Origin of the sequence: Thioalkalivibrio sp. ALgr3 (assembly GCF_000377325.1) — a bacterium.
GTDB lineage: Bacteria > Pseudomonadota > Gammaproteobacteria > Ectothiorhodospirales > Ectothiorhodospiraceae > Thioalkalivibrio.
The window spans coordinates 63,699-85,663 of sequence record NZ_KB897981.1 but is presented as its reverse complement, the minus strand read 5'-3'; the positions used below and the strand labels follow the sequence as shown (position 1 = coordinate 85,663).

At 68.4% G+C, this 21,965-nt stretch carries 18 protein-coding genes; 10 read left to right on the top strand and 8 right to left on the bottom strand.

All coding sequences use genetic code 11. The features are described from left to right. Positions 1 to 170: 170 nt before the first annotated feature. The 4 genes from C998_RS0108600 to C998_RS15370 all read left to right on the top strand — a co-directional run bounded on the left by C998_RS0108600 (position 171) and on the right by C998_RS15370 (position 7,978). Entirely contained in the window at positions 171 to 1,796 is a 1,626-nt protein-coding gene (locus tag C998_RS0108600; RefSeq protein WP_018870455.1) for a methyl-accepting chemotaxis protein, read from the top strand. Between the two features lie 103 nt (positions 1,797 to 1,899). Next, positions 1,900 to 4,419 (top strand): EAL domain-containing protein, encoded by a 2,520-nt coding sequence (locus tag C998_RS0108595; protein ID WP_018870454.1) that lies wholly within the window; start codon positions 1,900 to 1,902, stop codon positions 4,417 to 4,419. Positions 4,420 to 4,589: 170 nt separating this feature from the next. After that, on the top strand, positions 4,590 to 5,897 hold the full coding sequence (locus tag C998_RS0108590) for a DEAD/DEAH box helicase (protein WP_018870453.1): 1,308 nt from the start codon (positions 4,590 to 4,592) through the stop codon (positions 5,895 to 5,897). Between the two features lie 170 nt (positions 5,898 to 6,067). Continuing rightward, entirely contained in the window at positions 6,068 to 7,978 is a 1,911-nt protein-coding gene (locus tag C998_RS15370; RefSeq protein ID WP_018870452.1) for a methyl-accepting chemotaxis protein, read from the top strand. 7 nt (positions 7,979 to 7,985) lie between these two features. Here the strand turns inward: C998_RS15370 and C998_RS0108580 are convergent, their stop codons facing one another. From C998_RS0108580 to egtC, 7 genes are all read right to left on the bottom strand, one after another. Then, entirely contained in the window at positions 7,986 to 8,339 is a 354-nt protein-coding gene (locus C998_RS0108580; protein WP_018870451.1) for an ArsC family reductase, read from the bottom strand. Then, complete coding sequence (gene dapD, locus C998_RS0108575; protein ID WP_018870450.1) at positions 8,332 to 9,153, bottom strand: 2,3,4,5-tetrahydropyridine-2,6-dicarboxylate N-succinyltransferase; 822 nt, start codon at positions 9,151 to 9,153, stop codon at positions 8,332 to 8,334. The genes C998_RS0108580 and dapD overlap by 8 nt, the downstream gene beginning before the upstream one ends. 73 nt (positions 9,154 to 9,226) lie before the next feature. Further along, on the bottom strand, positions 9,227 to 10,423 hold the full coding sequence (dapC, locus tag C998_RS0108570) for a succinyldiaminopimelate transaminase (RefSeq protein WP_018870449.1): 1,197 nt from the start codon (positions 10,421 to 10,423) through the stop codon (positions 9,227 to 9,229). Positions 10,424 to 10,520: 97 nt separating this feature from the next. Then, complete coding sequence (locus C998_RS0108565; protein WP_018870448.1) at positions 10,521 to 10,841, bottom strand: rhodanese-like domain-containing protein; 321 nt, start codon at positions 10,839 to 10,841, stop codon at positions 10,521 to 10,523. A gap of 24 nt (positions 10,842 to 10,865) precedes the next feature. Beyond that, positions 10,866 to 11,612: an SIMPL domain-containing protein gene (locus C998_RS0108560; protein ID WP_018870447.1), complete on the bottom strand. Its 747-nt coding sequence runs from the start codon at positions 11,610 to 11,612 to the stop codon at positions 10,866 to 10,868. A gap of 34 nt (positions 11,613 to 11,646) precedes the next feature. Further along, positions 11,647 to 12,834 (bottom strand): SUMF1/EgtB/PvdO family nonheme iron enzyme, encoded by a 1,188-nt coding sequence (locus tag C998_RS0108555; RefSeq protein WP_018870446.1) that lies wholly within the window; start codon positions 12,832 to 12,834, stop codon positions 11,647 to 11,649. A 15-nt stretch (positions 12,835 to 12,849) separates the two neighbouring features. After that, complete coding sequence (gene egtC / locus C998_RS0108550; protein ID WP_018870445.1) at positions 12,850 to 13,632, bottom strand: ergothioneine biosynthesis protein EgtC; 783 nt, start codon at positions 13,630 to 13,632, stop codon at positions 12,850 to 12,852. A gap of 115 nt (positions 13,633 to 13,747) precedes the next feature. On the opposite strand from egtC, the gene egtD reads away from it, so the two are divergent. Genes egtD through C998_RS0108535 form a run of 3 tightly spaced genes read left to right on the top strand, consistent with a single transcriptional unit; the run spans position 13,748 to position 16,807 of the window. Next, the gene (gene egtD / locus C998_RS0108545; RefSeq protein WP_018870444.1) at positions 13,748 to 14,776 is read left to right on the top strand and encodes an L-histidine N(alpha)-methyltransferase; all 1,029 of its coding nucleotides are present in this window, start codon (positions 13,748 to 13,750) and stop codon (positions 14,774 to 14,776) included. Positions 14,777 to 14,780: 4 nt separating this feature from the next. Next, on the top strand, positions 14,781 to 15,284 hold the full coding sequence (locus C998_RS0108540) for a histidine phosphatase family protein (RefSeq protein WP_018870443.1): 504 nt from the start codon (positions 14,781 to 14,783) through the stop codon (positions 15,282 to 15,284). Between the two features lie 2 nt (positions 15,285 to 15,286). Further along, positions 15,287 to 16,807, top strand: a complete 1,521-nt coding sequence (locus tag C998_RS0108535; RefSeq protein WP_018870442.1) for a Ppx/GppA phosphatase family protein — start codon at positions 15,287 to 15,289, stop codon at positions 16,805 to 16,807. Between the two features lie 32 nt (positions 16,808 to 16,839). Here C998_RS0108535 and ppk1 read toward each other — a convergent pair whose 3' ends face one another. Further along, a complete protein-coding gene (gene ppk1, locus C998_RS0108530) occupies positions 16,840 to 18,930 on the bottom strand; it encodes a polyphosphate kinase 1 (RefSeq protein ID WP_018870441.1) in 2,091 nt (696 codons plus the stop codon). Between the two features lie 232 nt (positions 18,931 to 19,162). On the opposite strand from ppk1, the gene C998_RS0108525 reads away from it, so the two are divergent. The 3 genes from C998_RS0108525 (at position 19,163) to argF (ending at position 21,964) form a co-directional block, all read left to right on the top strand. Then, complete coding sequence (locus tag C998_RS0108525) at positions 19,163 to 19,744, top strand: superoxide dismutase (RefSeq protein WP_018870440.1); 582 nt, start codon at positions 19,163 to 19,165, stop codon at positions 19,742 to 19,744. A gap of 112 nt (positions 19,745 to 19,856) precedes the next feature. Beyond that, on the top strand, positions 19,857 to 21,053 hold the full coding sequence (locus C998_RS0108520; protein ID WP_018870439.1) for an acetylornithine transaminase: 1,197 nt from the start codon (positions 19,857 to 19,859) through the stop codon (positions 21,051 to 21,053). Further along, positions 21,050 to 21,964: an ornithine carbamoyltransferase gene (gene argF / locus C998_RS0108515; RefSeq protein WP_018870438.1), complete on the top strand. Its 915-nt coding sequence runs from the start codon at positions 21,050 to 21,052 to the stop codon at positions 21,962 to 21,964. The genes C998_RS0108520 and argF overlap by 4 nt, the downstream gene beginning before the upstream one ends. Position 21,965: the final 1 nt, after the last annotated feature.

The following is a 21,965-nucleotide window of genomic DNA, read 5'->3' as shown; positions in this document are numbered from 1 at the left end:
CCGCAGCGCGCCGTGGACCCCCTGCATCGGGACCATGCCCCAGTATGGTGCGAGGTCTTGGAAGACGTCCTGTCATTGTTTCATTTAAGTTTCAAGTTTCCGGGGCGTTAAATAATTCACAAAACTCGGGGCCGGCCGGATTCCGGTCGGTCGACCAACGGGGGGATACCATGCAATGGCTCGCCAATCTCAAGCTGCGCAGCAAACTTGGGCTCGCCTTTGGCGTGGTCCTGCTGCTGATGCTGGCCATGGCCTTTACCAGCCTCACCGGTGATCGCTACACCACGGCGCAGTATGAAGCCGCGATGGATCGCATGGAGGACGTGCAGTTCCAGATCCAGATGGAGACCCAGCACGTCAAATGGGCGCTGGATCTGTCGCGTTCGTTGCTGACGGGCAGCGAGTTCACCGGCGAGCTGGATCATACCCGGTGCAACTTCGGCCAGTGGTACTACGATTTTCAGGATTCCGAGGCCTACGAGATGGCCAGCCCGGAGTTCCAGCGGGCCTTCGACCGCCTGGAGCAGCCGCATTACAACCTGCATGCCAGTGCGCACGCGATCACCGATGCGGTACGTGACGGCGATGACAGCGAGGCGGAGGCGACCTACAGCCGCCAGACCCTGGCCCATCTGGAGACCATGGAAGAAGGTCTGCAGGACATGCAGCGGGTCCTGACCGCCGAGAGCGAGGCGATGTCCGAGGCGGCCCGCAGTGCGCAGGTTCGTGCAGCGGGCATCATGATCGGCACCTCGGGGGTGGCCATTCTCGCGGGCGTGCTGATGGCGGTGCTGCTGGCCGGTTACCTGGTACGTGCGATCGATGCCCTGCGGGCGCGGGCGGTGGAGATGGCGGACGGCGACCTGCGCGGCGATCCGCTGCCGGTCAAGGGTTGCGACGAGATCGGCGTGGCGACCGAGGCGTTCAACACCATGGAGCAGGACATGCAGACCCTGGTCCGTCAGGTGGTGGACTCCGGGGAGCAGGTGGCCTCGGCGACCGATCAGCTGGCCGCGGTGGCCGAGCAGACCCGCAACGGCGTCGCCAGCCAGAAGGAGGAGACCGATCAGGTCGCCACTGCGATGAACGAGATGTCGGCGACCGTGGCCGAGGTGGCCAGCAATACCCAGTCGGCGGCGGATGCGGCGGGGGCCGGCGATCAGGCGGCCACCGAGGCCAATGCGAGCACGCGCCAGACCGCCGATGCGGTGGATCGCCTGTCGTCCGAGATCCATTCCTCGGCGGATGCGGTGCGCGAGGTGGCCGAGAAGAGCGAGGAGATCGGCCAGATCCTGAACATGATTCAGGAGATCACCGAGCAGACCAATCTGCTGGCCCTGAACGCCGCGATCGAGGCGGCGCGGGCCGGCGAGGCCGGACGGGGCTTCGCGGTGGTGGCCGACGAGGTGCGCGTGCTGGCCGGTCGTACCCACGAATCCACCGAACGGATCGGGTCGATCATTACCGGCCTGCAGAAGGGTGTGAAGACCGCCGTGGGGGCGATGGAAACCAATGAAAACAGTGCCCGCAGCGTGGTGGACGAGGTCCACGGCGTGCGCGATCGCCTGGAGCAGCTCAGTCAGTCGATCCGCACCATCGACGAGATGACCACCCAGATCGCCAGCGCCGCCGAGGAGCAGAGCACCGTCTCCGAGGAGATCAACCGCAATGTGCAGAACATCAGCACGGTCGCGGACGAGAGCCTCAATGCTTCCAGCCAGGTGGCGACGGCCAGCGAGCAGCTTTCGCGACTGGCTTCCGAATTGCGCCAGCGTGTGGAGCGCTTCCGGGTGTAGGATAAGACGGGTTGAATGGTGGAAGGCCGGAGGCCCGCATGCCCACAGAAGGGAGAGAAGGGACGCCAGGGAATGGATCCGGAGAAGGCCCGCGGTCGCATGGGTGGTCGCGGGCTTTTTTGTGCTTGCGGGATGCGGCGTCGACGTGCCGCAGGACGAGCGGACCGTGCTGCATGTCGGGCTGTACGAGAACGAGCCCAAGATCTACACCGATGCCCGGGGGCAGCCGGCCGGGCTGTTCCCGGTGCTGCTGGAGGCCCTGGCCGAACGCGAGGGGTGGCGCCTGGAGTATCGGGACTGCCAGTGGGCCGAATGCCTGGCGCAGCTGGAGCAGGGCGAACTGGATCTGATGCCGGATGTGGCCCTGACCGGGGAGCGCGAGCAGCGGTTTCGTTTCCACGAGGTGCCGGTGGCGCAGTCATGGAGCCAGGTGTACGCCCCGCGCGAGGCGTCGGTGCACTCGCTGGAGGATCTGACGGAGCGGCAGGTGGCGGTGCTCGAGGACTCGGTGCACGAGGACTGGCTGTCGTCGGCGGCAGAGGGGGCACGTCTGGTGCGGCGCGAATCCCTGGACGGGGTGCTGGCAGCGGTAGGCGAGGGGGCCGCGGATCTCGCGGTCAGCAACAATTTCCACGGCGGACGACACGCGGCCCGGCATGGTCTGTTCGAAACGCCGCTGTCCTTCGACCACACGGGGCTCTATTTCGCCGCCTCGCCCACGCTGGATCCGGCCGTTCTGGAGGCCGTGGACGGCCATCTGGCGACCTGGAAGGGTACGCCCGATTCGCCCTATCACCGTGCCATGGTGGAAACGCTGAGTCCCGAGGTGCGGGGTGTGTTACCGGCCTGGGCCCTGCCGGTGCTGGGGGGCGTCGCGGGCGTGGCGGTGGCCCTCGGGGGGCTGGTGCTGACCCTGCGCTGGCAGGTGCAACGGCGCACGCGCGAGCTGGAACGCGCAAGCCGGCGCTTCCGGCACCTGCTGGACAGCTCCCCGGTGGTTATCTATTCGCTGCCTCCCGATACGCGCGACCTGACCTGGGTCAGCGGCAATCTTGCGTCGCTGTTCGGGTATTCGCCGGAAGAGGCCCTGCAGCCCGACTGGTGGCGCGAGCATGTCCATGCGGAGGACCGCACGCTGGCCCGGCGGGCGCGCGAACAGGCGCGGGAACAGGGGCATGCAGTGGTCGAGTACCGGTTGTTCGATGCACAGGGGCGGGTGCGACGCGTGCGCGACGAAATGCAGCGGGTCCCTGTGCACAACGGGCGCGGGGAGGCACGCGAGGAGATCATCGGCAGCTGGACCGATCTGACCCAGACCTTCGAACAGCGCGAGCAGCTGCGGCTGCTGAGCCATTACGACAGCCGGACCGGTCTGCCCAACCGGGCCCTGCTGCATGACCGTATTGGGCACAGCATCGAACTGGCGATGGGCCTGGACGGTGCGACCCGGTTGCTGGTGCTGCTGGATCTGGACCGGTTCAAGGGGCTGAACGAGACCCTTGGCACGGCGCTGGGGGATCAGCTGCTGCTCGGCGTGGCGCAGCGGCTGTCGCAGTATGTGGCGGCGCAGGACACGGTGGCGCGCTCCGGGCCCGACGAATTCGGTCTGTTGCTGGAAGCCCCGGCCGCGGGCGCGGCGCGGGAAGAATGGCTGAATGGTCTGCTGGCCGAGCTGCGCCGGCCCTTCGAGCTGGCCGGGCGTGCACTGCGGATCACGGTCAGCGCGGGCTGCGCCGAATTTCCCCGTGATGGCGCGACCACCGAGGAGCTGTTCACGGCCGCGGAACTGGCGCTGGACGAGGCGCGGCGTGGCGGCGGGGATCGCTGGGAGGTCTATGCCACCGGGCTGGGGGAGCGGACTTCGCGACGCACGCTGCTGGAGCACGACCTGCGCGAGGCCCTGGTGCGCGAGGAACTCGAACTGTTCCTGCAGCCGCAATACGGTCTGGATCCGTTCGTCCTGACCGGGGTCGAGGCCCTGGTGCGCTGGGAACATCCGGAGCGGGGAAGGCTATCGCCCGGCGAATTCATCCCTCTGGCCGAAGAGACCGGGCTGATCGGAGCGATCGACCGCTGGGTACTGGACCGGGCCTGTGCGCATCTGTCCACGCGCGATGCCGAGGGAAGCCACGTGCCGCGCATGGCCGTCAACCTGTCGGTGATGGAGCTGGAGGGCGGCGAGCTGACGCCGGTGGTGCGCGAGGCGCTGGAGCGTCATGGCCTGCAGCCCCATCGGCTGGAGCTGGAGGTCACCGAGACCATGCTGATGACCAGTCCGGAGGCCGCGATGGCCGAGCTGGGCCGGCTCAAGGCCCTGGGCGTGGCGCTGGCGATGGACGATTTCGGCACCGGCTATTCCAACCTGGCGCTGCTCCACCGCATGCCGCTGGACCGGCTCAAGCTGGATCAGTCGCTGGTGCGGGAAATCGGCCGTTCCGGTTCCAGCGAGGACATCATCCGCGCCATCATCGCACTGGCGCGAACCCTGGATCTGGAGGTGCTGGCCGAGGGCATCGAGACCGAGGCGCAGCGCGATTTCCTGCTGCGGGTCGGGTGTCGCGAGGGGCAGGGGTATCTGTGGTCCCCTCCGGTGCCGGCCGAGCAGTGCCCCTGCCGTGACTGAGCAGCCCGCGCTGGCTTGTAATGGGGCCGGGAAGGCCGTATGGTGGCGGATTACCGAACGCCTCGCCCGTCAGCGTCCGTTCACTTGATCGTTTCGATCCCCCCGATGTCGTCTTCCCCGATGGGTGCCCCTTGGCCGAGCGTTGAGCGGCGGGTTGCGCTGGAGCACTCATGTCTGACCAACCGACTTTTGCCGGCCTGAATCTGGCCGAACCCCTGCTGCGCGCGCTTTCCGCCGCCGGCTACACCCATCCCACGCCGATCCAGGCCGGGGCGATCCCTGAAGTGCTGGCCGGTCGTGACCTGCTGGCCGCGGCCCAGACCGGAACCGGCAAGACCGCCGGCTTCACCCTGCCGATCCTGCAGAAGCTCGCGGAAAATCCGCCGGCGCGCGCCGGCAACGGCCGTCCGCGCGCCCTGGTGCTGACCCCGACGCGGGAGCTGGCTTCCCAGGTTCACGATTCGGTGAAGACCTACGGCCAGCATCTGGAGCAACGCTCCATGACCATCTTCGGCGGGGTGGGCATGAATCCGCAGATCCGCGCGCTGCGCAGCCGCATGGACGTGGTGGTGGCCACGCCCGGGCGCCTGCTGGATCACGCGAACCAGAAGACGATCGACCTGTCCGGGGTGGAGATCCTGGTGCTGGACGAGGCGGATCGCATGCTCGACATGGGCTTCATCCGCGACATCCGCAAGCTGATCGCGATGCTGCCGAAGAAGCGCCAGAACCTGATGTTCTCGGCCACCTTCTCCAATGACATCCGCAAGCTGGCCGATGGCCTGCTGACCGACCCGGCCTGCGTGGAAGTCGCGGCGCGCAACACCGCCTCGGAGAGCGTGGAGCAGAAGGTCCACCTGGTGGAAAGCCATCAGAAGCGGGATCTCCTCAGCCATCTGATCCGCAGCAACGACTGGGAACAGGTGCTGGTCTTCACCCGCACCAAGCACGGCGCCGATCGTCTGGCGGACAAGCTCACGAAGGACGGCGTCCAGTCGGCGGCGATCCATGGCAACAAAAGCCAGAACGCCCGCACCCGGGCGCTGGAACAGTTCAAGTCCGGCCGCGTGCCGGTGCTGGTGGCCACCGATATCGCCGCGCGCGGGCTGGACATCGACCAGCTGCCGCAGGTGGTCAACTTCGAGCTGCCCAACGTGCCGGAGGACTACGTCCACCGCATCGGCCGCACCGGCCGTGCCGGCTGTGAAGGTTCGGCGCTGTCGCTGGTCGGTGGCGACGAGCTCAAGCTGCTGGCCGGGATCGAGAAGCTGATCCAGCGTCCGATCGAGCGGATGGAGACCGATGGCTACGCGGCGCCGCAGCCGGTGGCGGATGACCGCCCCCGCCGTGGCCGTGGCAAGGGCAACGGAAATGGCGCCGGCAATCGTTCCGGACGCGGCGGCGGTGGTCCGCGTCAGGGGCAGGGCCGCCGTGCCGAAGGTCGGGGTCGCGGTCAGGCCGCCTCCGGGCGCCGCTGACACGGTTTCCCCGGTGTCGCGGCGCGGCACCGGGGAATGCGGGGCGAGCGTCTTCCGTCCGCTCCCGAAGAAATGTGAAGTAGTACACGAAACGCACCTCCCGGGGTGCGTTTTTTCGTGGGCCTCAAGGCGGCTGGAGATTGGCCGTCAAAGGGATCAGGAACCGGAGGATGACGATGAAGATACAGGGCCTGCGCCTCAAACTGATCCTGCTGGTGATCGCGGTCAGCACCATCCCGCTGTCCATCATGGGCGGGGTGACCTTCCACAGCATGAAGGGCCAGCTGCAATCCAGCCTGGAACAGACGCTGGTGAATGTCGGCGAGCAGGTGCAGGCGGCAGTCGACCGGCGGGTGCTGGATCATGGTCGGGCCCTGCGCAGCGTGGCCCGGGCGGATATCGACGATCCGGCCGATGCACAGGCCGCGCTGGAGGGCATGCGCGAGGAATATTCCGGCTTCCGCTGGGCCGGCCTGCTGGATGAAGACGGCGAGGTTCTGGCGGAAACCGGTGATGCGGGCGAGCTTCCGGGGGTTGGCAGCGAGGGTACCCGCGACGAAATCCTCGCCGCGGCGCGGGCCGGTGAACGTCTGCTGGATGTGGACGTCGAGGCGGATACGGCCGACGGGCGCTTTATCACCTACCTGGAGTCCCTGAACGACGGTCGGGTGCTGGCGGCCCAGCTGCCGATGGACGTGATCCGCGAAGTCTCTGATCGGGTCACGATCGGCGAGACCGGCCGGGTCACGCTGTTCAATGGCGACGGACGGCTGATCGGGCACCGCGACATGGGCCGCTTCGGCTATGACATGAGCGACTACGCCATCATGGAGTCGCCGGTACACCACCGCGAAGGCGACCCGGGCGGGGAGTTCCTCAGTGGCGACGGGGACCGCAAATGGGGTCTGACCGTGATGTTGCCGGAGGTGGCGCAGGAGTATGACGTCCATTGGGGCCTGATCGTCGACCAGACCCTGGGCGAGTTGTACGCCCCGGTGAACACGCTGTGGTGGCTGTTGTGGGGGCTCTGGGTGGTGGCCTTCCTGGTCGCCCTGGCCATTGGCTGGATCTACGCCGGGGTGCTGACCCGGCCGCTGGAGCGCCTGGCCACCGGCCTGGAGGCGGTAGGCAGCGGTTCGGCGGATCTGGGGTATCGCGTGGATATCGCCACGCGCGACGAGATCGGCCGCACCGGCAGTGCCTTCAACCAGGTGATGGAACGGCTGTCCGCCCTGATCGGCCAGGTGGCGGACGCCGCCGACGGCATCGCCGCGTCGGCGCGTCAGCTGGAAGGCCGCAGTGCGGAACTGAGCCGGGCGACCGGCGAGCAGCGCAGCGACGTGGAGCAGGTGGTCACCGCGATGAACCAGATGTCGGCCACCGTGCAGGAGGTCGCGAACAACACCCAGAGCACCGCGGAGCAGGCCGATCAGGCGACTCAGGCGGTGCATGGCGGGCGCGAGGTGGTGACTGCCACGCAGGAGACCATCAATGCCCTGGCCGGGGAGATCAATCGTTCGCGCGATGTGATCGACGATCTAAAGGGGGACAGCGACAACATCGGCACCATCCTGCAGGTGATCGAGGAGATCGCCGACAAGACCAACCTGCTGGCGCTGAACGCCGCGATCGAGGCGGCGCGGGCTGGGGAGGCCGGACGGGGCTTTGCGGTGGTGGCGGACGAGGTCCGGCATCTGGCGCAGCGCACCAACGACTCCACCGGCGAGATCCGCGGGATCATCGAGAAACTGCAGGGTGCGGCGGGGCGCGCGGTGGAGGCGATGGATGCCAGTCAGCGGCAGGCCGAGTCCAGTGTCAGCAAGGCCGACGAGGCCCGCAATTCACTGGACGCCATCGACCAGTCGGTCAGCACCATCGACGACATGACCCGGCAGGTGGCCAGCGCCACCGAGCAGCAGAGCCAGGTCGCCGAGGAGATCAACCGCAACGTGCACCACATCAACGATCTGGCGGCGCAGAGTGCCGATGGGGCCTCCGACATGCAGCAGGCGGTGGAGGCCCTGGAGGCCCTCGCCCAGCAGCTGCAGCAGGAGGTCGCCGGCTACCGCCAGCAGGGCTGACGGGCCGCTACTCCGCCCCCAGGGCCCGGGCGTTCTCCGGGCCCCAGCCCAGCCTCACGCGGCCGGCGTGTTCGATCACCGGACGGCGGATCAGGGTCGGTTTCTCCAGCATCAGGGCCAGTGCGCTGTCCTCGTCGAGGGCCTCGCGCTGTTCCTTCGGCAGCTGGCGCCAGGTCGCGCCGCGGCGGTTGATCAGGGCCTCCCAGCCCAGCTCCATGGCCCATTCCCGCAGCCGTTCGGGATCCAGGCCGTCCTTGCGGAAATCCACGAAGCGATAGTCCACGCCGGCCGCCTCCAGCGCCCGGCGTGCCCGCCGCACGGTGTCGCAGTTGGCGATGCCGTGGAGGACGACCTCAGACATCGCGCAGCAGTTCGTTGATGCCGACCTTGGCCTTCGTCTGCTCGTCGACGCGCTTGACGATGACCGCGCAGTACAGCGAGTACTTGCCGTTCTCCGCCGGCAGGGTGCCGGGCACCACCACCGCGCCGGCGGGCACGCGGCCGCGGATGATCTCGTCGTTCTCGCGGTCGTAGATGCGGGTCGACTGGCCGAGGTAGACACCCATGGAGATCACCGCGCCTTCCTCGACGATCATGCCTTCGACCACCTCGGAGCGTGCGCCGATGAAACAGTTGTCCTCGATGATGGTCGGGTTCGCCTGCAGCGGTTCCAGCACGCCGCCGATGCCGACGCCGCCGGACAGGTGCACGTTCTTGCCGATCTGTGCGCAGGAGCCGACCGTGGCCCAGGTATCGACCATGGTGCCTTCGTCGACGTAGGCGCCGATGTTCACGTAGGAGGGCATCAGCACCACGTTGGGGCCGATGTAGCTGCCGTGACGGGCGGTGGCCGGCGGCACCACGCGTACGCCGCCTTCGCGGAAGTCGCGGCTGGAGGTGTCGGCGTATTTGGACGCGACCTTGTCGTAGTAGTTGGTGAAGCCGCCCTTGATGAACTCGTTCTCCGAGATGCGGAAGGACAGCAGCACGGCCTTCTTCAGCCATTCGTTGACCACCCACTCGCCATCCTTCTTCTCGGCGACGCGGGCACGGCCGCTGTCGAGCATGTCCAGCGCCTCGTTCACGGCGTCGCGCACGCTGGTCTCGACGTTGCGCGGGCTGATCTCGGTGCGGCGCTCGAAGGCGGTTTCGATGGTGTTCTGCAGGTCCGACATGGTGACGTTTCCTTGTGGTCGATCGTAGATGAAAAAACGAAAGGAACGGGTGCGGGAGGATCGGCGGAGCTGATCAGCGATACAGCCCGACGATGCGCTCTGCGGCCTCGACACAGGCCTCGGGTTCGGCGACCAGCGCCATGCGCACATGGCCGGCGCCCGGATTGTAGCCGCTGTCGGGGTGGCTGCGGCCGAGATAGCGCCCGGGCAGCACGGTGACCCCGGCCTCGGCGTACAGCCGGCGGGCAAAGGCCTCGTCGTCGCCGTCCGGTACCCGCGGCCACAGGTAGAACCCGGCTTCCGGCGTGCTGACCTCCATCACCTCCTGGAGCTTCGGCACCACGCGGGCGAACTTCTCGGCATAGAGGTCGCGATTGGCCTCGACGTGGGCCTCGTCCGCCCAGGCCGCGCGGCTGACCGCCTGGGTCGGGGTCGGCAGGGTGCAGCCGTGATAGGTGCGGTACAGCGCGAAGCGTTCGAGGATTCCGGCGTCGCCCGCCACGAAGCCCGAACGCAGACCCGGCAGGTTGGAGCGCTTGGACAGGCTGTGGAACGCGATGCAGCGCCGGAAGGTGTCGTTGCCCATGCGCGCGGCGGCGCCCAGCAGCCCCGGCGGTGGATGGCCGCGCGGATGGTAGATCTCGGAATAGCACTCGTCGGCGGCGATCACGAAGTCGTGGCGCTCGGCGAGTTCGATCAGGGTCTGCAGCTGATCCTCGGGGATCACCGTGCCTGCCGGATTGCCGGGGTTGCAGACATACACCAGCTGCACCGATTTCCACAGCGATTCCGGTACCTGCGAGAAGTCCGGGAGGCAGCCGCGCTCGGCATCCAGGTCGTAGAACGCCGGCTCCGCCCCGGCCAGCAGGGCCGCGCCCTCGTAGATCTGGTAGAACGGGTTGGGCATCAGCACGCGGGCCCCGGCATGCGGATCGACCACCGCCTGGGCGATGGCGAACAGCGCCTCGCGGGTCCCCGCGACCGGCAGGATCTGGCGCTCCGGGTCGACCCCGTCGGGCAGGGTGAAGCGCTGCTGCAGCCACAGGGCAATGGTCTCGCGCAGGGCCGGCGCACCACGCGTGGTGGGGTAGTGGTTGTAGCCGCTGACCGCTGCCTGCAGCGTGGGTTCGACGAAGTCGGGCAGCGGGTGCCGCGGTTCGCCGATGGACAGCGCGATCGGATCCACGCCCCCGGGCAGCTCCAGATCGGCGAACAGTGCCCGCAGGCGTTCGAACGGATAGGGCTGGAGCCGGTCGAGGTCAGGATTCATCGCTTGCTCGCAGTGGGCCGGAAAACCGGTCAGTATACGGAATGAGGCCGGCACGTCCCAGTATTCCCCGCACCGGCCGGGGCCGGGTCGGGCGGGATCAGTAGACGGGCATGTTCACGTCCACCTCGCGCGCCCAGGCGTCCACGCCGCCGCGCAGGTTGATGACGTGGCCGAAGCCGGCCCGTTCGAGAAATCCCGCCACCTGCTGGCTGCGTACGCCATGGTGGCAGATGACGACGATCTCGGCCTGCGGATCCAGTTCGTCCCGGCGCGACGGGATCTGGCCCATCGGCAGCAGGCGTGAGCCCTCGATATGGCAGTGCTCGAATTCCCAGGGTTCACGCACGTCCAGCAGCAGCGGCGGCGGGTCCGCCGTGGCGAGGTAGTCGTTCAGTTCCGGCGCGGTCATCTGGCGCATGCGGTCTCCGCTATGGTTCCCGGCTTATCGGGGTGTTACGCGCAGGGTGTCCGCTCCCAGGGCCTGCATGCGACCGTCCACACGGATGGTCAGGGTGCTCTCGCCGGCTTCCAGGGCAGGGGCGCTGGAGACCCCCTCTGAGCGTGCCATCATCGGCTGCGGTCCGTGACTGCGCTGGCGGGTCAGTTCCATCTCCAGCGGCCGCAGATGCGAGGCGCCGATGCTGCGCGCCATCGCGCGGGCCTGATCCGTCAGGTCCTCCACCGCATCGTCGATCATCTCGCGGCGTGCCTCCCGTTCGTGCTCGGCGGACACGCCGAAGCGGATGCCGCTGACGGTGAGCTCGTGTTCCTGCTGCAGCTCGCCGACGCGCTCGGTGAGGCTGTCGAAGTCGCCGCCGCGCAGTTCCAGACTCTGGCGCACCTGCCAGGCGGTGATCCGGCTGCGGTCATTGCGGTCCTGGATCGCGCGGGTGCTGTAGTCGAGGGTCCGGGTGTCGATGTGTTCGAATGCCTCGAGGTGCGCCAGGGCCCCCTCCATTCGCTGATTGACCTCGGCGGCGGCATCACGCGCTTCGGGCGCGCGGGCCTCGGCCACGAGGGTAGCGATCATGCGGTCGTTCTCGACCTGACGCTCGGCGGTGCCGGAGAGCTTGAATACCGTGGCCCCGTCGCCGCCCGCGGCGGCCGGCGTGGCGGTGGCGGCCCCGGCAAGGACCAGGCCGCAGAGCAGGGTGGTGATGCGGGTCGGAACGGAAGTCGGGGCAGGCATGGCGGTTCCCTCTCGGACATTCGTCCGGTCGTTGTCAATCCGTGCGCTCGCGCACCAGGCGCAGTCCGGCGAACACGTGGCGCTTCTCCGGGGTGAAGAAATTGCGCAGGCTGGGCCGGCACAGGATCGGATCGCTCCATTCGCAGCCGCCGCGCAGGACCCGGTGTTCCCCGTCGAACCACGGCACCGAGAACCCTTCATAAGGATAGGCCCGGAATCCCGGATAGGGAAAGAACGCGTTGTCGCACCATTCCCAGACCTGGCCGGTGGCCTGCAACGCACCTTCCCGCGCGGCGCGTTCCCATTCATGTTCGTGCGGCAGGCGGGCGCCGGCCCAGCGGGCGTGGGCGCGCGCGGCAAACCAGCACAGGCCCATCGCTGGCGCATCCGGGTCCAGCGGGGCCTCGCCATCCGGACGGGTCTGCCACCATTGCCCATCCCCTGCCCGCCACCATCCGAGCGGGCCGCGGGTACCCGATTGCCGGAGCCACTCCAGGCCGGCGCGATCCCAGAATTCGGGGCGCCGGTAGCCGCCCTGTTCGATGAACGCCGCATGATCGGCGTTGCTGACCGGGCGGGCGGCGATCTCGAAGGGTCCGGTGGTGGTTTCGTGGACGCCGCGTTCGTTGTCGAAGGCGTCGACGCCGGCGTAGCCGACGGTGTGGCGGGCGGCGTCGAACGGGATCCAGTCCCGGTCCGGCACCGGGGTGCCCGTGTCCGCGCCCGGCCGCGGCGGGGCGGGCGCCTGTCCGGGTTGCGCGCCGTGCAGCCGGGCGAACCAGCGAACCTGTTCCAGGGTTTCCAGATGCATTGCATGGTGCTGGGCAAGGAAGCCCGCGAGATAGTCGCCGACCATCAGCGGATGGTCCTGGATCGCGGGGTCCGCCAGCCATTCGCGGTGCAGGGTCTGGCGCTCGTGGCCCCAGGCCCGCAGCCGGCCCCGCGGGGGCAGACGACCGCCCCGGCGCCATTTGGGGCTCAGTTCGGGGAAGTACAGGTCGTGCCAGTCGCGCTGCGCCTCGGGCGGTTGCTGCGGCAGGCGCTCGCCCAGCCAGACCGCCTCGATGAAATGGCAGTGGGCATAGTGCCAGTCGACCGGGCTCAGATCGCGATGGTACTGGTTGCGGCCCGCCGTGGCCGGGGTGCCGTCGAGGGCGTCGTTCAGGCGCGCATGCTGGCTGGCCAGGCAGTCACGCAGATTGAGGGGCGGGTTCGCGGACATGTCGGCAAGAGCACGTTACAGGGCGAGAAGTTCCGGCGGGCTCTCGGGCTCCACGCACAGCAGATGATGCGGCGGCACCGCCCGCCAGGCCTCGCGGTCGGTCAGGGGTTCCGAGGCGATCACCACGCTGCCGTCCGGGAACGTCTCGTCATCGGTGGTGTAGTAAAGGCTGGGCGAGTCGGCATTCACCGCGTGACGACTGGCCACGATGCGCCGACCGTCGCCGATGATCACGTTGAGCAGGGCGTGTTCGTCCCCCAGCCATTCGGCCACCAGCGAGAAGGCCTCGCCCAGTGCGCCTTCCAGGGTGGTTTCCGGGTCGTCGGCCAGCAGCTGGCGGATCAGCGCGAACAGGTATTCGGAATCCGTGGTTCCCTGGATGCCCTCCTCGATCGCCGGTTCCAGGCGCTGCTGGATGCAGCGGCGGATGCGCGGGAGGAAGCTCCGGATCAGGCCGTTATGGCTGTACAGCAGTCCGTCGCGCGCGAACGGCTGGGCATTGGCGGTGTCGCCGCCGAAGCCGGGCGTCGCGCTGCGGATGGCCGCCACCCACTGGGGCTGGTGCAGGTGTCCGGCGAGGGTCTGCAGGTTGGGGTCCTGCCAGATGGGGTCGGCACGGCGATAGTTCAGCGGTTCGCCGCGCTCGTCGAACCAGCCGAAGCCGAAGCCGTCGGCGTTCACCCGGGCGTAGACCAGTTCCTGCGGTCCGATGGCCTGCTCGGTCAGCGAATGCGGCGGATCCATCAGCAGGGCCCGCAGGGGCAGGGGAGGACCGAGATAGGCGAGGTGGCGGCACATGGGAGTCGGCGGTTCGGGGTGGTTCGGAGAAAGTCCCGGCGAAGCACTCCGGTGCTGGGAGCCGTCGCGGTTTTCATGCTAGCGTGCCGGAAAACCCAGGACGACGGAACCCCCGATGGCCGCATCTCCCGCCGAGCGCATTCCCGAGCGCTATTCCCGCCGCACCGTCGAGGTTCGCGACGCGCACGCCGAACTGCTCGCCGACTTCCGCGCCGGGATGCTGGAACCCCCGCGCAGCCTGCCGCCCAAGTATTTCTACGATGCCCGTGGCTCCGCGCTGTTCGACGCCATCTGCGATACCCCGGAATACTATCCCACCCGTCTGGAGGCCTCGCTGCTGGAGCGCAACGCGGAGGCGATCATCGCGGCGGCCGGGGCGTCCACGCTGGTGGAGCTGGGCAGCGGCACCTCGCGCAAGACCGAATACCTGCTCGCGCCACTGGAACGCGCGGCCGGCGAGCGGGCGCATTACGTCGCCAACGACGTGTGTCCGGAGATCCTCGACGAGGCCGGTGCGCGGCTGGTGGAGCGCTTCCCGCAGCTGAGCATCCGGGCGCTGGCGGGTGATTACATCGCTGCCCTGGAGGCCCTGACCGATGACGAGGCGGAGAGCGGTCACGGCGAGGCCCGGCTGTTCACCTTTCTCGGCAGCAGCCTCGGGAACTTCGAGGATGCCGAGGCGATCGCGCTGCTGCAGACGATCCGCCGGACCATGGGGCCGGACGATCACCTGCTGCTGGGTCTGGACCGGGTCAAACCGGTGGACGTGCTGGAGGCGGCCTATGACGATGCGGCAGGGGTCACCGCGGCCTTCAATCTGAACCTGCTGTCGGTGCTCAACCGCGAGCTGGGGGCCGATTTCGACGAGCGCGGTTTCGTGCACCGCGCGCCGTTCAATCATCAGGCCTCGCGCATCGAGATGCATCTGGTGGCGCAGGCCCCGCAGCAGGTGCGGGTGGACGCGTTCGACACCACCCTGGAGCTGACCGCTGGCGAAGTGATCCGCACCGAGATCTCGCGCAAGTTCGACGCGACGATGATCGACCGGCTGCTTGCCGGCAGCGGTCTGCTGCGGGATCGCGAGTGGCTGGCCGGCGACGGCTGGTATTCGCTGCTGATGCTGCGCCCGGACCCGGAGGCCTGATCCCGTGAAGCGCCCCGATCTGGTATTGCTGCGCCACGCCCAGTCCGAGGATCCGTCGGCATTCGACGGCCCCGACCGCGATCGTCCCCTGACCCGTGAGGGTGAAGCGAGCGCGGCGGCCATGGCCCGTGCACTGGTGCCGCTGCTGGCGGAGCCGGCGCGGGTCTGGGTCAGCCCCTGGCACCGCGCGGCGCAGACAGCCGCGCCGCTGGCGCGGGCCCTGGCCTGCGAGGCGGAAACCGTGGACTGCCTGCGCCCGGGGCAGCTGGTGGGCCCCGAGCTGCAGGAGCGGCTGCAGACGGAGAAGGATGGCGGCAGCATCGTGCTGGTCGGGCACGAGCCGGATCTCTCGCGGCTCGCCGGCCGCCTTCTCGGGCTGTCCGGCGGCGCGGCACCGGTGGCCATGGGCAAGGGCGATGCCTGCGGCCTGGGCGGCCATCTGCCCGGCCCGCTGCACCTGGTGTGGCACCTGCCGCGCGGGGTGCTGGAACGCCTCGGCGGGGCCTGACCATGACGAACGAGGGGCAGGCTGGCCAGCCCGGGGAGGTCGAGACCGTCGCGGCGGTGGACCTGGGTTCCAACAGCTTTCACATGATCGTGGCACGCCGCCAGGGCAGCGAGGTCCTGATGCAGGACCGCCTGAAGGACATGGTGCGGCTGGCCAGCGGACTGGATTCGCGCGGCGGTCTTGACCCGGCGGTGGCGGAACGGGCGATCGCCTGCCTGGAACGCTTCGGCCAGCGCCTGCGCGGGCTGCCACACGGCAGCGTGCGTGCGGTGGGTACCAATACCCTGCGCCAGCTGCGCAATGCCGATCGTTTCCTGCAGCGCGCCGAGGCGGCGCTGGGTCATCCGGTGGAGATCATCGGCGGCCGCGAGGAGGCACGCCTGGTCTATCTGGGCGTCGCCCATACCCTCGCGGACGAGGGGGACCGGCGTCTGGTGATCGACATCGGCGGCGGCAGCACCGAGTTCATCATCGGGGCGCGTTTCGAGACCGAGCGGGCCGAGAGCCTGGAGATGGGCTGCGTGAGCTTCACCCGGCGGTTTTTTCCGCGCGGGCGCCTGACCCGGCGTGCGTTTGAAGCCGCGGAGCTGCAGGCCGGGCGCGAGCTGCAGCCGCTGGTCGGGACCTATCGCCGGCTCGGCTGGGCGCAGGCCCTCGGATCGTCGGGGACCATCCTGGCCCTCAGCCGGATGGTCGAGGGGCTGGAGCTGGATCCCGAACCGGGGCTCACGCTGGCCTCGCTGGAAGCCCTGCGCGAGCGCATGATCCGCAAGAAACGCAGCGCGGATCTGGACGACCTCCCGGGGCTCAACGAGGACCGCCGACCGGTGATCGCCGGGGGGCTGGCGGTCCTGATCGGGGCCTTCCGCGCGCTGGGGATCGAGCGTCTGCATCCCTCGGACGGTGCGCTGCGCGAGGGCGTGGTGCACGACCTGCTGGGCCGGATCCGCCACGAGGACGTGCGCGGACGTACCATCCATCACCTGCGCGAGCGCTTCGCGGTGGACGCGGAACAGGCGCGGCGCGTGCAGGCCACCGCCGATTGGCTGGCGGAGCAGGTGGCCGACGAGCTGGGCCTGGGGGCGGATGATCGCGATCGCCTCAGCTGGGCCGCGGAGCTGCACGAGATCGGCCTGGCGTTGTCGCACGCGAAGTACCACAAGCACGGGGAATACATCCTCGACTGGGCCGACCTGCCCGGGTTCTCGCGGCCGGAACAACAGGAACTGGCGCGCCTGGTGCGACTGCATCGGCGCAAGCTCAAGCCCTCGCTGCTGAAGGACCCGCGTCCCGGGGACGACGAAGGGTTTCGTCATCTCGTGGTGCTGCTGCGGCTGGCGGTGCTGCTGCACCGTCCGCGCACCGACGACCCGCTGCCGCTGGAAACGGTATGCCCGCGCACGGCGGGCCTGGAACTGATCTTCGCCGACGGCTGGCTGGACGCACACCCGCTGACCCGCGCCGATCTGGAGGCCGAGGCTGCGGAACTCAAACGGGTCGGGGTTCGCCTGGCCTTCGCCTGACCGGGTTCGGGTCGGCGCTGCGCGCCCGGGGGTTACCCGCTGGTGGTCTGGGTGCCAGAGAGCGTGTCCAGCAGCCACTGCTGCACCGACCACGGCGCTTCGCCTTCCGCTGGGGTCACGCGCTGGTAGCGACCGTCCGGCAGCAGGCGCCAGGCCGTGGCGGTATCCCGCAGATAGGCGAACAGCGACTCCTCCGCCACCCGCTCGCGCATGGCCGGATCCGTAACCGGGAACGCGACCTCGACGCGGCGGAAGAAGTTGCGCGGCATCCAGTCGGCGCTGGACAGGTACAGCTCCGGTTCGCCGTCGTTGCCGAACCAGAACACCCGCGAGTGCTCGAGGAAGCGCCCCAGCACCGAGCGCACCTCGATGTTCTCCGACAGTCCTTCCACCCCGGGGCGCAGGGCGCAGATCCCGCGCACGATCAGCTCGATGCGGACACCGGCCTGCGAGGCCTCGTACAGCGCCTCGATGATCGCCGCCTCGTTGAGCGAGTTCATGCGCGCGACGATGCGTGCCGGGCGTCCGGCGCGGGCATGTTCGGCCTCGCGGCGGATCTTTTCCAGCATCGCGTCGTGCAGCCGGAAGGGCGCCTGGATCAGCCGCCGCAGGCGGGACACCTGGCCCAGCCCGGTCAGCTGCTGGAACACCCGGTGGACGTCCTCGGTGATCACCGGATCGGCGGTCATCAGGCCGTAGTCGGTATAGGCCTTGGCGGTGCCGGAGTGGTAGTTGCCGGTGCCCAGGTGGGCATAGCGGTTGATGCCGTTCTCGTCACGGCGCACCACCAGCGCCAGTTTGGCGTGGGTCTTGTAGCCGACCACGCCATAGGTCACGTGCACGCCTTCGTCCTGCATGCGGTTGGCCAGCTCGATGTTGGCGGCCTCGTCGAAGCGCGCCCGCAGCTCGATCACCACGGTCACTTCCTTGCCGTTGCGCGCGGCCTCGATCAGGGTCTCGACCAGAGGCGAGCGGGTGCCGGTACGGTACAGGGTCTGCTTGATCGCCAGCACGTCCGGGTCGCTGGCGGCCTGGCGCAGGAACTCCACCACCGGCATGAACGACTCGTAGGGGTGGTGCAGCAGCAGGTCGTGTTCGCGCACGCAGTGGAAGATCTGTTCGGCGCCCACGTGCGGGCGCGGCAGCGCGGGCACGAACGGCGGGAACTTGAGATCCGGGCGGTCGACCAGGTCGTGGACCGCCATCAGCCGGTTGAGGTTGACCAGGCCGGTGACCTGGTAGAGGGCCTCTTCCGGCAGGTTGAACTGCTGCAGCAGGAAACGGGCGACCTCCTCGGGGCAGTTGTCCGCTACCTCCAGGCGCACGGCAGCGCCGTAGTTGCGCTGTGGCAGCTCGCCCTCCAGCGCGTTGAGCAGGTCGTCGATCTCCTCTTCCTGCACGAACAGGTCGGAGTTGCGGGTGAGCCGGAACTGGTAGCAGCCGGTGGCCTGCATGCCGCGGAACAGCTCGCCGACATGGGCGTGCAGGATGGAGGAGAGCAGCACGAAGTCGTTGTCCCCCGAGGCGACCTCCGGCGGCAGACGCACCAGACGCGGGAGCGAGCGCGGGGCCTGCACCACCGCGCGGCCGGATTCGCGGCCGAAGGCGTCCTTGCCCTGCAGGGTCACGATGAAGTTGAGGCTCTTGTTGAGGATGCGCGGGAACGGATGGGCCGGGTCCAGGCCGATGGGCGTGAGCACCGGCTGCAGCTGCTCGCGGAAGTAGTCCCGCACCCATGCCTGCTGCTCCGGTGTCCAGTGGGTACGGCGCACGAAGTGGATGCCCTCGGCGGCCAGCGCCGGGATCAGTTCGTCGTTGAGGATCGCGTACTGCTCGTCCACCAGCTGGTGCGCGGCCGGGCTGATGCGGCGCAGCTGTTCCTGCGCGGACAGGCCGTCGGGGCCGGGCGCGCTGACGTTCAGTTCGACCTGCTGCAGCAGCGAGCCGACGCGGACCTCGAAGAACTCGTCGAGATTGGTCGAGGAGATGCTGAGATAACGCAGGCGTTCCAGCAGAGGAAAGCCGGGTTCCCGCGCGAGTTCCAGCACCCGGCGGTTGAATTCCAGCAGCGAGAGTTCACGGTTGAGAAAACGGTCGTTGGCTTCCAAGTCGGTATCCTGCATCGGGGACGGGCATATGACGGAATCCGCCCAGTCCAGCACGGCGATGTTACGTTGCGAAGAAAAGGTATCACGATGCCCGCACCCGCGGCCCGGCAAAGGTCGAGTGTTGTACTCGGGAATTGCATCGCCCGCCCAAGGTGACTATCGTTAGCGGGTTCGGGATCGCCCGTGAAGGGGCGGTCCCCGCGAGACATCACCACGAATAACGAACGAACGCGAAGAAGGAGGTCCCATGACCTACGAACTGCCCGATCTGCCGTACGCGAAGGACGCACTGGAGCCCCACATCTCCGCCGAGACGCTGGAATACCATCACGACAAGCACCACGCGACCTACGTGACCAAGCTCAACGGCCTGCTGCCGGGCTCCGAGTTCGAGAACGCCTCGCTGGAGGACATCATCAAGAAGGCCCCGGCCGGCGGCATCTTCAACAACGGCGCCCAGGTCTGGAACCACACCTTCTACTTCAACTGCATGGGCCCGAATGCCGGTGGCGAGCCCTCCGGCAAGCTGGCGGATGCCATCAACAGCGCCTTCGGTTCGTTCGACGCCTTCAAGGAAAAGTTCAACGAGATGGCGGTCGGCAACTTCGGTTCCGGCTGGACCTGGCTGGTGCAGAATGGCGACGGCTCGCTGGAGATCGTCAATACCTCGAACGCCGCGAACCCGATGCGCGACGGCCAGACCCCGCTGCTGACCTGCGACGTGTGGGAGCATGCCTACTACATCGATTATCGCAACGCGCGCCCGAAGTACCTCGAGAACTTCTGGAGCGTGGTGAACTGGGACTTCGTCGCCCGGCAGATGCAGTAAGATCGGCGACGAGCCCGGCGGGTTCCCGCAAGAGGGTTCCGCGCCGGGTGTCCGACCCGCATTCCGGAAGCCGGCGGCACCACCGCCGGCTTTCGCGTTTGGAGAACGGAACATGAACGATTTCCTGCAGCAGACCTACAATCGCCTGCCGGTCGCCTTCGAGCGCGGCGAGGGTGCCTGGTTGTGGGACACCGAGGGCCGGCGCTATCTGGATGCCCTGTCGGGCATCGCGGTCTGCGGCCTGGGACATGCGCATCCGCGGGTGGCCAGCGCGGTCTGCGACCAGGCCTCGACCCTTGTGCATACGTCCAATCTGTACCGGGTGCCGCTGCAGGAGACGCTGGCCCGGCGGCTGTGCTCGCTCGCGGGTATGGGTCGTGCATTCTTCTGCAATTCCGGGGCCGAGGCCAACGAGGCCGCGATCAAGCTGGCGCGGCTGCACGGACGGGCGAAGGGCATCGAGCGCCCGCGCGTGATCGTGATGGACGGGAGCTTCCACGGGCGCACCATGGCGACCCTGTCCGCCACCGGCAATGCGAAGATCCAGGCCGGGTTCGAGCCGCTGGTCGAGGGGTTCGAACATGTGCCCTACGGCGATGCGGACGCGGTGGCGGCACTGGCCGGGCAGGAGGACATCGTGGCCATCCTGGTCGAGCCGGTGACCGGCGAGGGCGGCATCCGCATCCCCCCCGACGGCTATCTGCGCCGCCTGCGGGAGATCGCCGATGCCAGCGGCTGGCTGCTGATGCTGGACGAGATCCAGGCCGGCATCGGCCGTACCGGCCAGTGGTTCGCGTTTCAGCATGAAGGCATCACCCCGGACGTGGTGAGCCTGGCCAAGGGGCTGGGCAACGGCATTCCCATCGGGGCGAATCTGGTGGCGGGGGCGGCCCGCGACCTGTTCCGGCCGGGAATGCACGGCACCACCTTCGGCGGCGGTCCGCTGGTGTCGCGCGCGGCGCTGGCGGTGCTGGACGTGATGCAGGAGGAGGCCCTGTGCGAGCAGGCCGAACGCCAGGGGCAGGCACTGCGCCGGCAGCTGCAGGAGCGCCTGGGCCACCGGCCGGAGGTCGTGGAGATCCGTGGCCGCGGCCTGATGCTGGGGATCGAGCTGGATCGGCCGGCCGGCGAGCTGGTGGGACAGGCGCTGGAGGCCGGGCTGATCCTGAACGTGACGGCGGAGCGGGTGATCCGGTTGCTGCCGCCGTTGATCATCGACGACGAACAGGTCACGCAGATCGCGAACGGCGTGGCCGACCGGGTGGATGCGTTTCTGGCATCCGGGGCCACCAGGGAGGCTTCTGCATGAATCCGCGCCATTTTCTTTCCTTTCTCGATCTGTCCGCCGAAGAGACGCGCGCGGTGCTGCACCGCGCGATCGAGCTGAAACGCCAGCTGAAGGCGGGCGAACACCATGACGACCTGCTGCGGGGCAAGACCCTCGGAATGATCTTCGAGAAGTCGTCGACCCGCACTCGCGTGTCCTTCGAGGTGGGCATGCAGCAGCTCGGCGGCAACGCGCTGTTCCTGTCGCCGCGGGATACCCAGCTCGGGCGGGGCGAGCCGATCGAGGACACCGCACGGGTACTTTCGCGCATGGTGGACTGCGTGATGATCCGCACCTACGAGCACGAGAAGGTGGAGCTGTTCGCGCGGCATTCCTCGGTGCCGGTGATCAACGGGCTGACCGATCTGGAGCATCCGGCGCAGCTGCTGGCGGATCTGCAGACCTTCTTCGAATACCGTGGCGACATCCGCGGCAAGCGCGTGGCCTGGATCGGCGATGGCAACAACATGTGCCACAGCTACATGTACGCCGCCCATCTGCTGGGCTTCGAGCTGGTGGCGGCCTGTCCCGAGGGTTACGACCCGGAGGCCTCGGTGCTGGAGGCGACCCGCGATCACGTGAGCGTGACCCGCGATGCCGGCGAGGCGGCCGCGGGTGCGGATCTGGTGGTGACCGACGTGTGGGCGAGCATGGGCCAGGAACAGGAGAAGAGCGCGCGGCGCCAGGCGTTTGCCGGGTTCTTCGTGGATCAGGCCCTGATGGATCGCGCGCAGCCGGATGCCCTGTTCATGCACTGCCTTCCGGCGCATCGCGAGGAAGAGGTGGCCACCGACGTGCTGGAAGGCCCGCAGAGCGTGGTCTGGGACGAAGCGGAAAACCGCCTGCATGCGCAGAAGGCATTGATGGAATTCCTGGTGCGCGCGGCGGACTGAC